Below are 14,097 nucleotides of genomic sequence, written 5' to 3' on the forward strand. Positions count from 1 at the left end.
CACCGATGCGGCCAATGACAGCAAAACTGTCGTTGAGGACACCGTCGCCAGCGGCAACGTGTTAACTAACGATGAAGCGGGCAATACCAGCGTGGTCAGCTTCACCGTCGCGGGCAGCAGTGTGGTGCATAACGCCGGCAGCAGCGTCGTGCTGACAGGCGGCACCTTAGTGCTCAATAGCAACGGTAGCTACAGCTTTACACCTAATGCCAACTGGAACGGTGCAGTTCCAGTCATTACGTACACCACCAACACCGGTGCCATAGCGACCCTGACTATCACGGTCACCCCCGCAGATGATCCAGTGACGATCATTAATACGGTTGGACCATTAAATGTTTATGAGTCGGCTTTAGCAAATGGCACCGGTAATCCGAGTACAGGACAAACATCTGCTCAAGGCAGCATGAGTATTACGGCTAATGATGGGTTAAATAGAATAGAAGTTACAAACTCTGTTGGCATAACCTCAACTTTAACATTAGCAACACTACTAAGTGCATCATTAACATCCCCAATTGTTATTGCTGGTGCTAATGGAACGCTTTACATTACTGGTTATAGCAATGGTCAGTTGCAATACACCTATACTCTTACCCATGCTCAAACTCATTCTACGCAAGGAAATGATACGCTTAATGATAATTTCCAAGTTAAGGCTATCGACACCGATGGTGATTTTGCGACAACGACAATAACAACGACCGTCCATGATGATGTTGCTACTGCGCATAATGATACTGACCAACTAGAAGTAGTTTTAGACTCCTTTAACTTCTCCGGTATTGTGGCAAATTGGACAACTATCAACGGCGGCTCAGATGTCAGGAAGTTTGATGGTCCTGACAATGATAGCGGCAAAGATCAAGTCCGCTGGGGTGATCCTGCGAGATATAATGGAAGTCAATCGGGATATGGTTTTGCTGACAATGATGCCGCCCTAAATGGCTCATTATCACTAAACCAAGATATAGTACTTGGTACTTTCACTCACTATAACTACCCGATTGATTCAGGCACATCTATCACATCTGCAACAATGCAAATCACTTTTAATGTGACTGATGCCTATGGTGTTACAACACCTGTAACTTTAACACTCAACTTTAGCCATAATGAAACGCCGAACGATGGTCCAGATCCTAGGGATATAGTGACTGTAGAGCAAACAAGTGTAACCTTTAATTACGAAGGTCAAGTTTACACAATGCAAGTCATTGGTTTTAAAGATAGTAATGGCAATATAGTTACTTCGATTTATACCAATGAAAATGATGCAACTAGCTATCAACTAGTGGTTCGTATGGTGGCGGGTAATGGATATACGTTGCCGCATACCGATGGCAATGTACTAACCAATGATACAACTGGTGCAGATACTGCTGTTACAGTCATTGGAGTTGCTAATGGTGACCATACAAATACGGGCGTATCGGGCCATGTAGGTACAACTATTAATGGTCTTTACGGCACATTGATACTTTATGCTGATGGAACCTATCACTATCAATTGACTGCGAGTGCAGATCTAATCCCAGCCTCTGGTGCAACAGAAACCTTTACCTACACTATGCAAGATGGTGATGGAGATAGATCAAGTGCAACACTAAAAATTAATGTGAGCCCCGTAAATGCTGATGGCGTCAACCTTGTCGATGCTAATGCGTTTACAACTCAAGGTTCTAGTTTGAATGATACTATCGTTGTGACAAATGGTGAAAACTCATGCGGCGGTGAAGGCAATGATACCTTAATTGGTGGCCTTGGTGATGATGTACTACGTGGCGATAATGGCGCAGACACCTTCGTATGGCGCTATGCGGATGCTGACAAAGGCACAGACCACATCATGGACTTCAATGTGAGTGAAGATAAGCTCGATCTGAGTGATTTACTCCAAGGAGAAACGGCTGGCACGTTAGAAAGCTATCTAAGCTTTAGCTTAAACAATGGTTCAACCGTGATCGATATCGATGCAAACAAGGATGGCACGTTCGATCAACATATTGTGCTTGATGGGGTTAACCTCTATAGCCAATTTGGTGCAACGGATAATGCGGGTATTATTAATGGATTGCTCGGAAGCAATGGTAATGGCCCACTCATTATTGATACAGCGCCACCAGTAACACCTGATGCACCTCAAGGAGTGACACCACTGACCGATCCACACAACAATATCATTCCTTAATAAAAAATCAGTTCGGATGGCCTATAGAAATATAGGCCATCATGACCGATACTTCTGATAAGTAAATAAAAAATCAAAGGATAGATAATTAGGTGCCTGTTACAGCGTCTGAAAAAGTTGAGCAGTGGACGATATCCGCATCACAGCGAGTAATTGTTGACCCACTGCTAGATTGTTTAGTGCTTCTGACTGAACATTTTGGTAATCCATGCTCAAGTGAATCACTTGCGGCAGGCTTGCCTTTGTCTGGAGCGGTATTAACACCCGACCTGCTTCCTCAAGCAGCATCTCGTGCAGGGTTAGCAGCAAAATTATCTCGTAAGGGTTTAAATGAGATCTCGCCGATACTGCTACCCTGTATTTTATTATTAAAAGACAAGAAAGCCTGTATTCTGCGGGAATTAGACCTCGAGTCAGATAGAGCAATCATCCAACTGCCAGAAACGGGCGGTGAAGAAAAACTCACCATTGAGTCACTTGAAACTTTGTATGTCGGCTATTTGTTCTTAGTCAAACAAGAATATCGTGGCGACATGGGGTTTGATGTCTATTTGCACGATAATAAAACCCACTGGTTAGTTCAAACCTTAAAAGACTCCGCGCCCATTTATCGAGATGCGTTAATCGCCTCGGTGTTGGTCAACATATTTGCCTTAGTTTCTCCCCTGTTTATTATGAATGTGTACGACAAAGTCGTACCTAATTTAGCTTTTGACTCCCTTTGGGTATTAGCGATTGGCGCATCAATTGCCTATTTATTTGACCTTGTTATGCGGCAACTTAGAAGCTACCTAATTGATGTGGCTGGGAAAAAAGTTGATATCATTGTCTCGTCGAAGCTATTTGCCAAAGCAATTGGTATTCCATTGGAAAAACGTTCCCCAAGCATTGGTGGTATGGCAAAACAACTGGGAGAATTTGACAATATTCGGGAAATTTTAACTTCAGCAACGATAACAACACTTGTCGATCTTCCTTTCGCACTCTTTTTCCTTATCGTGATTTATATTGTTGCAGGTGATTTAGCCGTGATCCCTGTCGTGGGAGGCTTGATCATTATCGGCTTTACACTTTATACCCAACCTAAATTAAAAGCGGCGATTGAAGAAGGTAATAAGTTTTCCAGCTTAAAACATGGGCATTTGATAGAAAGTCTTTCGGCGTTAGAGTCTATAAAAGCCAACGGCGCAGAAGGTATTGTCCAAAAAAGTTGGCAACAAATGATCGGCCATAGCGCTAACTGGCAATTAAGATCCAAAAAACTGTCTAACTCAGTCTCAAATTTCGCTAACTTTATTGTGCAATTTTCCGTTGTATGTGTGGTGATTTTAGGCGTTTATCGTGTGTCTGATAACGCTATATCTATGGGGGGGATCATCGCTGCGGTGATGTTATCGAGCAGAGCAATAGCGCCAATGGCACAACTTGCAGGACTGATGACGCGCGCCAACCACACAGCCAGTGCACTACGTCAACTTGATGAGTTAATGCAGCAAGAAGACGAATTTGAAAACAAAGGCCACCTAGTAAGTAAGCAGCGTTTAATTGGTAAAATTAATGCTGACCATGTTGGATTTAGTTATCCCGGTTCAGAAAAACCCGTGCTTCACCCGCTCTCATTAACCATCAACCCAGGTGAAAGGGTTGCAATTATCGGTCGTAATGGTTCAGGTAAAAGTACCTTAGCCAAACTTCTCGTTGGACTGTTCCAACCCACAACCGGTAGCCTACGTTACGATGGGGTCGATTCGGCACAAATTCATCCTAGCGATCTGCGCCGTAACTTTGGTTACTTACCGCAGGACGTCACCCTCTTCCACGGTACCATAAGAGATAACATTCTCTTTGGTACTCGCCAAGTTACAGAGCATCAACTTATCCGTGCAGTACAGCTTTCAGGTGTCAGTCAGTTCACCCATTTGGAGGCTGAAGGCCTAGATCAACAAGTCGGCGAAGGTGGCATGTCTCTTAGTCGTGGACAAAGACAAACCGTTGCCCTAGCTCGGGCGACTCTCAACGATCCGCCAGTATTGCTAATGGATGAGCCTACAGCCAGTTTAGATGCGAGAGCAGAACAACAGTTTATTCGCTCAATGCAAAATGTCAGCAAGGATCGAACCTTGCTATTAATCACTCACAAAATGCATTTATTACAATTAGTTGACCGTATTATTGTGCTTGAAAGGGGACATGTTGTTGCCGATGGTCCTAAAGCTGAAGTGTTAGAAAAACTCAATTTTGGCCTTGTAAATGGAGGCTCCAGACAATGAGTAAAAATCTAACGGCAAATGATTTAGACATGGTTGATGATGTTTACGGTGCCATGATGACAGATGCCCCAAGTGGACATAGGCTCATCATATGGGCGTTAGCTGCCATGGTTGTGTGTTTTCTACTTTGGGCAGGTTTTGCCAAACTGGATAAGGTGACAACGGGTTCTGGGAAAGTTATCCCTTCTTCTCAAGTTCAAGTCATTCAAAGTCTTGACGGCGGTATCATGCAAGAACTCTTTGTGAGAGAGGGTGATATTGTCACTAAAGGTCAGCCACTTGTACGGATTGATGATACCCGCTTTCGCTCCGATTTTGCCCAGCAAGAGCAAGAGGTCTTTGGCTTAAAAACCAATGCCATCCGTATGCGCGCAGAATTAGATAGCATTCTTATCTCTGATATGACTTCTGACTGGCGTGAACAAGTTAAAATTACCAAAAAAGCTTTAGTATTTCCCGATAGTATTCATGAGGCAGAACCCGCCCTAGTGAAAAGACAACAGGAAGAATATAACGGTCGCTTAGATAATCTGAGCAACCAACTGGAGATTCTGGTTCGTCAGATACAACAAAGGCAACAAGAAATCGATGACCTTGCCTCAAAAACGACGACCTTAACAACCAGTATGCAGTTGATTTCTAGGGAGTTAGAGCTTACGAGGCCTCTGGCTAAAAAAGGGATTGTGCCCGAAGTTGAATTACTTAAACTCGAACGCGCAGTGAACGATGCCCAAGGGGAATTAAACTCATTGAGACTGCTTAGACCGAAACTGAAAGCAGCATTAGATGAAGCAATATTAAAGCGCCGTGAAGCGGTATTTGTTTACGCTGCAGATCTTCGTGCACAACTTAACGAAACACAAACCCGTTTATCCAGAATGAACGAAGCACAGGTGGGAGCCCAAGATAAGGTTAGCAAAGCGATTATAACTTCCCCTGTAAACGGCACCATTAAGACTGTGCATATCAACACCTTAGGAGGCGTGGTTCAACCCGGAGTTGATATAGTTGAAATCGTACCATCTGAAGACCAGTTACTGATAGAAACCAAGATCTTACCTAAGGATATTGCGTTTTTACATACAGGCTTACCTGCAGTAGTTAAGGTGACTGCCTATGACTTTACCCGTTACGGTGGTCTTAAAGGTACAGTAGAGCATATTAGTGCCGATACATCACAGGACGAAGAAGGAAATAGCTTCTACCTTATAAAGGTAAGAACCGAAGAATCGAGTTTGATAAAAGACGATGGCACAGAGATGCCAATTATACCGGGGATGTTAACTAGCGTTGACGTTATCACCGGACAAAGATCCATTCTTGAGTACATTTTAAATCCAATTTTAAGGGCTAAGGACACAGCGCTCAGAGAGCGTTAAGCCTGTTATAAACCGGGAGGTTTGCAATGAAGACTTTAGTAAGACGACAATTTCAATGTTCAAAAATAGCGGTTCTGCTGTCAGCTATCTTGCTTCCACTATCGGCTCAAAGCCAAACGCTTGAGCAAGCGGTTGCGCACACGCTCGATACCAACCCAGATCTACGAGTGGCGTTTAACCGATTCAAAGCAAGAGAAGAGCAAGTAAATCAGGCAATTGCTGGCTATATGCCAACAGTCGATCTCACTGGTGGCTATGGCTACGAGCAGACGGATAGCGTATCAACCCGTCGACGCAAAAACGTCGGCGATGTTGATAGCAATGGCGTCGCGGAACTCAACCGCGGTGAGTTTGGTATTAGCCTAAAACAAATGCTTTTTGATGGTTTTTATACCAGCAGTGAAGTTGACCGTTATAGCTTTGAAGCCAGTGCAGACCAGTGGGCCTTACTTGCTGCTGCTGAAGATATGGCATTGGATGTCAGCAAAGTCTATCTCAACTACCTTCGTACTGATGAAGTGTTGAAGCTGGCTGAAAAAAATCTTAACAGCCATAAAGAAATTTATGATCAAATCAAGCAACGTACTGATTCAGGTCTAGGCTCAACAGCCGATCTATCACAAATATCAGGCCGTCTTGCAAGGGCAAATGCGAATGTGATTTCTGCTCGAAATAATTTGCTCGATGCTAAAGCGCAATTTATCCGAGTTGTGTCTGCCGACCCAGTTGACTTAATTCAACCTGTTCCAGATGCCGATATGTTACCAAAGGATTTAAACAGTAGCTTAGCTGACGCAGAGAAAAATCATCCTATCCTTAAATCTGCAGCAAACGATATTCGTGCTGCTGAAAATGAGCGTTCATCCACCCAAGCCAACTATTACCCGCAAGTTTCGTTAGAGCTAAACGGTAGCTGGAACAATGATGTGGGTGGCGAAGATGGCGTAAGTGCATTAGCGAGCCAAAATGTAGGTGGTTATAGCAACGACATCGTCGCCATGGTGCGAGTAAGATATAACCTCTTCGCTGGCGGTAAAGACCTCGCTCGTGAAAAAGAATCAGCCTATAAGCTGGGTGAAGCCAAAGAAATCCGTCAACGCGCTCAAAGAGAAGTCGTTGAAGGCGTCAATCTAGCTTGGAACGCCTATGAAATGTTAGCACCTCAAAAGCAATACATTCGTGACCATGTCATTGCAGCCAAAGATACTCAGTCCGCTTATGCGCAGCAATTTAACCTTGGTCAACGCAGCTTACTCGACTTACTTGATACTGAGAATGAATTGTTCGAAGCACGTAAGGACTACTTACAAGCTGAATATGATGAAATCATTGCCAAATATCGCGTGCTTAACGCGACAGGCCGCTTACTCGACTCACTGAAAGTGACGCGTCCGGAAGCATGGCGCGGAGAGCGTAGCTACGAAGGAGGAGCCAACCAATGAAAACCACTATCCTATTCCTTAGCGTGGCGCTTTTAGCAGGTTGTTCCATGCGTGATACAGTCAATATTGAAGATATGACAACAACTCAAGCATACGATCTTTCCGATAAGGATAGTGATGGAGTAGTTGAAGCCCGTGAACGCTGCAACGATACTGTTAAAGGTGCAGGCACGGATAACTACGGCTGTGGTCAGATCAAATCAATTAATGAGCGTAAGGAAATCAATGTATTATTTCCCAATAACTCAGCATACATTGCACCTGAGTATTACCCGCAAATTGAAGAGATCGCAATATTCTTACGTCAATACCCCACAACGAAGGTGACCATTGAAGGACACACAAGTCGTACGGGTACAGATGAAAGAAACTCGGTATTATCACAGGAGCGTGCTGATGCCGTTACCGCCGTTCTTGCCGAACGTTTTGGTATCGACAGAAGCCGACTCACCGCCATAGGATATGGCTCAAGTCGTCCAGTCGTTTTAGAACAGACACCTGAAGCAGAAATTCGTAATCGCCGAGTCGTCGCTGAAGTGACGGGTGATGACACCGCTACAGATATGAAGTGGACGATTTATTCCGTCGATGACACCAAATAAGGGCTAACAGAGTAGGTTATGAACGGCAGGCCAAAGGATATAAATGCATTTTTTCGCGCCTGCCGCTCAAGCCTAATTGCGTCTGCGTTGGGGATTAGTTGCCTGTATGCGGCACCTACCCAAACACTCGATGAAGCAAAAATCACCTCAACGCTAGAAAAACGCTATGGTGAGCGAGCAGGAATGCGAGCAAGAGCTTGGTTTAAAGTATTAGCAGAGGCAAACACGGTTGACGAAAAAGAAAAGCTATTGAAAGTTAATAACTTTTTTAACTTATTTCGTTTCGTTGATGATATAAAATTGTGGGGAGAATCAAACTATTGGGCCACTCCAATGGAGTTTATTGGAGTCAATGGTGGAGATTGTGAGGATTTTTCAATCGCCAAGTATTTTACACTGCTTCAATTAGGTGTGCCCGAGGATAAAATGCGGATCACCATGGTTAAAGCCACCAGTGTTAATCAGTATCATATGGTATTAGCTTACTATGATACCCCTTCCTCCATCCCTTTAGTGCTTGATAATCTTGATCATGTCATCAAACCCGCAACTCAGCGTAAAGATCTTATACCCGTATACAGCTTTAACGGTAAACAGTTATGGCTTAACAAAGAACAGGGACGAGGCGTTTTAGCTGGCTCGTCAACACGACTCGAAAAATGGAATGACCTAAACCATAGGTTAGGGGTTGATCGCTTAAGACAGCCCAAATTAAAACTGGAGTAGCACCCAAGATGACACTGTTTAGACAGATTTATTCGCTGCTTTTTAGCCTATTCTTGTTAGTAGTAGCAAGTCTTGGCTATGTGCAATTTACTGAGACTCAAAGCTTTTTGACCAAGCAAATGGAATCGGATCTAAACAATGCCAGTACCTCGCTTGGATTAATGCTAACTCCCGCGCTTGAGGCGGGTGATACTGCAGCCGCAGAAACCTTAGTCAACGTTATTTTTGAAGGCGGCTATTATAAAAATATTAAACTGACGTGGATGGTTGACGGTAAACAACAAGAATGGGCTAACCCTATTAAAATTGATGATGTACCTCAATGGTTTATCAATTTGAACCTATTTAAAACCATCAAAAAAGAAAGCACGATTACCTCAGGATGGTTACAGCTAGCTCAGCTTGAAATCACTGCGCACCCAGGATTTGGTTACCATGAATTATGGCGCATCATGTCCAATACTATTATCGCCTTTTCGTTGCTGTTTTTAGTCGCTATTTTTACCGCAAGATTAGGATTAACTTGGATTTTAAAACCACTACACGCTTTATCTGATCATGCTAAAAAGATTGCGGCTCGCCAGTTTGGGCCAGATATGCCTTTGCCTAAAACCACAGAACTCAAAGATCTCGTTACCGCGTTCAATAGCATGTCAGCTCAACTAAAACAGCTCTTCCAATCACTCGATGAGGAGGTAGGTACTTTACGCAAAAAGAATCTCACAGACCCAGCCTCAGGACTGCCTAATCGCCAATATGTGGTGAGCCGTCTCAATGGCTGGTTAAGCGAACCGAGCAGCGGCGCCCTGTTCTTAGCTAAGTTAGACTGGCTCGAAGAAGTTCACAGTAAATATGGCTATCAGGTTCGCGATGAAACCATTCGCCTATTGGCCGAAAAACTAGTCCAGCAATTAAATGAGATCACTCCCTCTGTGGTTGCGCGTATTGCCGCATTTGAGTTTGCCTTCCTTGTAACCGATGTAGAACATGATCAAATTAGCAAATATTTGCAAACGCTGATCCGCACAATCAATCAAGAAATATCAAAAGCAGGTTGTAAGCCCAATGAGAATTTTGCAATTGGGGTGGCTGAACGGATTGGCCAAATGAAGGTCTCCGATATTCTTGCCCAAGCAGACAACGCTCTGCAAAAAGCGCTCAAAGAGAATAAAACCTTCCATTGGTTCGAGACAACTGAACAACAACTTTTCACCCGAGAACAATGGCGCGACAATCTTAGCCACGCCATTAGCAACAAAAAGTTCAAGTTCCGTTGGCAACCTATCCAATTTTGTAATGGCGATGGCATGAGCCAAAGAGAGCTCTATTGCCAACTCGAGCTGGGTGATAAGCTCGCTCATGCTGGCCAGTTTATGCCTTACATAGAGCTGCTGTCACTCGGCTCATTACTCGATAAATGCCTCATTGAGACTGTCTACGAGCAAAAACTGCTTGAGCGTCATTACGAGCCTTTAGCGATAAACTTAACGCATCAAAGTATTAGTGATACACAGTTCCACGACTGGCTTAATCACTTCCTCCGCACGGCTCAACAGGTTGAACGGATTTGCTTTGAGATCCCTGAAGCGGGGGTTTATAGCGACTTAGAATCCTGTACTCGCCTTTGCAATATTATTAGGGACAATGGTGCTAAATTTGGTATTGACCATTTTGGTAGACAATTTGGCTCCATGTCTTACCTCCAAGAGCTAAGACCAAGTTACGTTAAACTTGACCAATCTTTCTCTTACTATGACGAAGCATCACATAATAGCGAGCTCTGCCGTGCGATTATCAATGTAGCTAGAGGATTAGATATTCAGGTGATAGTGACGGGAATTCAAGAAAAGGCTCAGCTAGAGCGCTTCAATGAGCTAAAAACGGATGCCTATCAGGGCTTCATTGTCCCGCCAGAAAATATCGACTAAATCGAATACCATTGATTAAGGCTCCTTCGGGAGCCTTAATTATTTGAGATGTTGCTAACGGCCTTGAATCCTCGCAGCACCATGTCATGCAATCACAACGAGCCAGCAAGATACGAATAGCAAAACAGTACCAAGAGACAAATACAAAAAAGCCTCAGTACTTCTTTCGAAATTCTGAGGCTTCAGTGTAATTGGTCGGTGATAGAGGATTCGAACCTCTGACCCTCTGGTCCCAAACCAGATGCGCTACCGGACTGCGCTAATCACCGTAACTGTTAACTATTTGCTTGAAAACTCAAACGCGCTAGTTATGCGAAGAATGTGGTCGGTGATAGAGGATTCGAACCTCTGACCCTCTGGTCCCAAACCAGATGCGCTACCGGACTGCGCTAATCACCGAAATTTACTTTAGCTAAAGAGAGTAAAACCCTCTGGTCCGCTCTTATCCAAAAATCTGGATGCGCTATCGGACTGCGCTAATCACCGAGATGTTAAATGAAATGGGGTGACTGATGGGGCTCGAACCCACGACAACCGGAATCACAATCCGGGACTCTACCAACTGAGCTACAATCACCACTGAATTTCACTTTACTGCTAACCTCAAGCTCACAACTCATTCGGAGAGATGGTGCGCCCAAAAGGATTCGAACCTTCGGCCTCACCCTCCGGAGGGGTGCGCTCTATCCAGCTGAGCTATGGGCGCTCGCCTTGGTTAGCGCCGCATATAGTATGGACAAATAGCCTTTGAGTCTATAGCTGTTTTGCACTTTTTTTACTGACTGCTCAAGTTTTGATACATTAGCATGCTTTTTCAGCGAAAACACAGTTAAAATATGACTTGGATGTTACGGTATTTCGTGCTAATTATAACGTTTGGCAACAATTAACGCAGAACTGATTAGTGAGTATCATGTTTAGGGATGAAGATGAAACTACCCAACCTCGAGCTCCTGAGCTTGAACGCTTAAAAAAAAGACTTAATCGCCTTAAATATTTGGCGCATAAGTACAAGCGGGCGGAGATCGTTCAAAATGCGTTACTCGAATTATCCCATATTGCCACTCAGGTTCCTTCCCTCGAAGAATTCTATTTAGGGGTTCACCACCACCTAAAAAAGCTTATTTCTGCTGATAATTTTTTTATCGCTACTCTCGATATCAATACCAACACTATTTCGGTTCCCTTCTTTGCCGATGAAAAAGATGCCCATCCTGCCCAGCTTTATCCCGAGCAATCCCTATCAACGCTGTTGCAACAAGGATTAACTGGTTACGTTTTTCGCACAGGAAAAACCCTACTATGCGATGAATCCAAGGTTGAAGAGCTGGTCGAAGCAGAGGAAATCGTCAATTTAGGTTCTCCTTGCCACCTTTGGCTTGGAGTGCCCATCAAGCATGAAGGCATAGTCACTGCCGTACTGGTAGTACAAACCTATGATACTAATGTCAGTTATGGCGATATCGAGGTCGAGTTAATGACCTTTATTTGTCACCATATTGCTGGCGTGATGGAAAGACTTAAGCACCAAGAACAGCTAGAGCAAGCAATACAACAACGAACTAAAGAGCTTAGCCAAGCCTATGACAAGCTCAAGCAAGAAGTGTATGAAAGACGCAGAGCCGAGCGGCTGCAAAAATCCTTATTTGAAATAGCAGAACTAGCAAGCTCTAGTTCAGATAATCCTGAATTTTATGCACAGCTACATAATGTGATTCGGCACCTTATTCCTGCCAATAACTGTTACATCGCACTGCTAAATGAACAAGGTACCCACTTAACCTTCCCGTTTTACGTTTCCCAATTAGGTAACAAACACCCTGGGACTCGGCCATTACAGGATGGGCTTACGGAGTATGTGCTCAAACACAAACGTCCACTACTGCTAGACCAGAATGATATTCATGGTTTGATTGCCTCAAAAGAAATTTACGCTAAGGCACCCGCACTTAATCACACTCAAACAATGCATCAATGGATAGGTATCCCACTGTTTATCCATGATGTAGTACGAGGTGCGCTAACCATTTATAGCTTTAGCATGACCCAAAACTACCAAACGAAAGACTTGGAGTTACTCACCTTTGTGTCACAACATATCGGTGCTGCTATCGAGAAAAAACTCGCTGCAGAGTCATTACGCCGCAGCTATGAAGAACTAGAGGAAAAGGTTGCAGCTCGTACAACTGCACTCGCTGAGCTCAATAAGGACCTAGAGAAAGAGATCCGTCAGCGCCGTAATATGGAAGCTAAACTCGTTCATGATGCCAAACACGATGCGCTCACAGGATTGCCCAATCGTGCGATGTTTATGGAACGTCTCAATCAGGCTATCAAACATGTTCGCCGCCATAGCCTAGAACAGTTTGCCCTGCTGTTTATCGACCTCGACCGCTTTAAGCAGATTAACGATACTATGGGGCATTTGGAGGGCGATAGATTCTTAATTGAAACCGCCACTCGCTTACGCGGCTGCATCCGTAGCAACGATACCTTGGCAAGACTCGGTGGCGATGAGTTTGTTATCCTGCTCGATACCATCAACGGCATCAACGATGCCCGTGATGTGGCCGAACGGGTCATTCAAAAAATCTCACAATCCTACAAATTAGGTGCTGTTGAATTCCATTCAGGAGCCAGTATTGGGATCACCATTAGCGGTAATAAGCTGGATACTAGTGAGTCCATGCTGCGTAATGCCGACACCGCAATGTACCAAGCCAAGGCGAATGGCAAAGGTTGTTATGTCATTTTTGACGATAGCGCGTCACAGCAAAAAATCCAGGATATTGCCTTCGAGAATGATTTTAAACAGGCGCTGCAAGCAGAGGAGTTACAACTCAATCTTCTCCCAATAGTTGATTTACAGACTCTACAACCCCATGCTTTTGAGTGTCGATTAATTTGGGAGCATCCCGTATGGGGAAGTATTCCGCACGAAGTTTTAAGCCAATTAGCTGAGCAAGCTAACCTCATGGTTGAGTTGGATAAGTATGCAATTAACTTACTGAATAAGCATTATCACCAGCTCGTTGTGAGCCATGGAGATAACCTTGATTTACACCTTATGCTTTCCAGTCAACATCTTAAACACAAGCATGTACTTCGTGGTCTTAAAAATGCGCTCAAACAAACTCAGCTTCCTCTCCCGCAGCTATGGTTATTTTTTAATGAAAAAGCCTTAGTTCAAGAAACAGAGAACCACATAAGCGGCTTTGAATTATTAAATAAGCAGGGGGTTAACTTAGGGATTAGCCACTACGGAAGCGGCCACAGTGCGTTAAACAGTTTGTTATTCCTCCCTGTAAAAGGCTTAAAGCTGGATGCGAATATCACGAAACAACTGCAAGATGAACAACACATAAAGCTGATGTCTGCCTATCAAAAGGCGGCCTCAACCTTAAACTTACAAACCTTTGTTGACGGACTTCATCACCCTGAGCAAATCAATATATTCAATGCACTAGGTTATCGCTTCGGCCAGGGTAGTGCCATAGCCCACCCTTTTACCTTAGTGGAAACCCTGCATCAGGTTTGCGCCTAAAACTGCAATTACATG

Annotated in this window: 8 protein-coding genes and 4 tRNA genes; 8 read left to right on the forward strand and 4 right to left on the reverse strand. The window is 44.0% G+C overall.

Annotated features, from left to right (window positions below; genetic code table 11):
• The 7 genes from M0413_RS05970 to M0413_RS06000 form a co-directional block, all read left to right on the forward strand.
• Nucleotides 1-2,191: choice-of-anchor K domain-containing protein (locus M0413_RS05970; protein ID WP_249553465.1), on the forward strand; the 2,191-nt coding region annotated here is incomplete at its 5' end.
• A 92-nt stretch (nt 2,192-2,283) separates the two neighbouring features.
• A complete protein-coding gene (locus tag M0413_RS05975; RefSeq protein WP_172590207.1) occupies nt 2,284-4,461 on the forward strand; it encodes a type I secretion system permease/ATPase in 2,178 nt (725 codons plus the stop codon).
• Nucleotides 4,458-5,840, forward strand: coding sequence for an HlyD family type I secretion periplasmic adaptor subunit (locus M0413_RS05980; RefSeq protein WP_037423406.1), 1,383 nt, complete (start codon nt 4,458-4,460; stop codon nt 5,838-5,840). Before M0413_RS05975 ends, M0413_RS05980 begins: the two co-directional genes overlap by 4 nt.
• 26 nt (nt 5,841-5,866) lie before the next feature.
• Nucleotides 5,867-7,282: a type I protein secretion system protein AggA gene (gene aggA / locus M0413_RS05985; protein ID WP_037427724.1), complete on the forward strand. Its 1,416-nt coding sequence runs from the start codon at nt 5,867-5,869 to the stop codon at nt 7,280-7,282.
• Nucleotides 7,279-7,884, forward strand: a complete 606-nt coding sequence (locus M0413_RS05990; protein ID WP_037427723.1) for an OmpA family protein — start codon at nt 7,279-7,281, stop codon at nt 7,882-7,884. Before aggA ends, M0413_RS05990 begins: the two co-directional genes overlap by 4 nt.
• 18 nt (nt 7,885-7,902) lie before the next feature.
• Nucleotides 7,903-8,610, forward strand: coding sequence for a transglutaminase-like cysteine peptidase (locus M0413_RS05995; protein WP_037423398.1), 708 nt, complete (start codon nt 7,903-7,905; stop codon nt 8,608-8,610).
• A gap of 8 nt (nt 8,611-8,618) precedes the next feature.
• Complete coding sequence (locus M0413_RS06000) at nt 8,619-10,538, forward strand: bifunctional diguanylate cyclase/phosphodiesterase (protein WP_109277597.1); 1,920 nt, start codon at nt 8,619-8,621, stop codon at nt 10,536-10,538.
• 192 nt (nt 10,539-10,730) lie between these two features.
• Here M0413_RS06000 and M0413_RS06005 read toward each other — a convergent pair.
• The 4 genes from M0413_RS06005 to M0413_RS06020 form a co-directional block, all read right to left on the reverse strand.
• Nucleotides 10,731-10,807 (reverse strand) — tRNA-Pro (locus M0413_RS06005).
• Between the two features lie 53 nt (nt 10,808-10,860).
• A tRNA-Pro gene (locus tag M0413_RS06010) sits at nt 10,861-10,937 on the reverse strand.
• A 102-nt stretch (nt 10,938-11,039) separates the two neighbouring features.
• A tRNA-His gene (locus M0413_RS06015) sits at nt 11,040-11,115 on the reverse strand.
• A gap of 52 nt (nt 11,116-11,167) precedes the next feature.
• Nucleotides 11,168-11,244 (reverse strand) — tRNA-Arg (locus M0413_RS06020).
• Nucleotides 11,245-11,451: 207 nt separating this feature from the next.
• On the opposite strand from M0413_RS06020, the gene M0413_RS06025 reads away from it, so the two are divergent.
• Entirely contained in the window at nt 11,452-14,082 is a 2,631-nt protein-coding gene (locus tag M0413_RS06025; RefSeq protein ID WP_172588918.1) for a sensor domain-containing diguanylate cyclase, read from the forward strand.
• Nucleotides 14,083-14,097 lie beyond the last annotated feature (15 nt).

The sequence above is a fragment of the Shewanella sp. 8A genome (assembly GCF_023475945.1).
GTDB classification, from domain to species: domain Bacteria; phylum Pseudomonadota; class Gammaproteobacteria; order Enterobacterales; family Shewanellaceae; genus Shewanella; species Shewanella xiamenensis.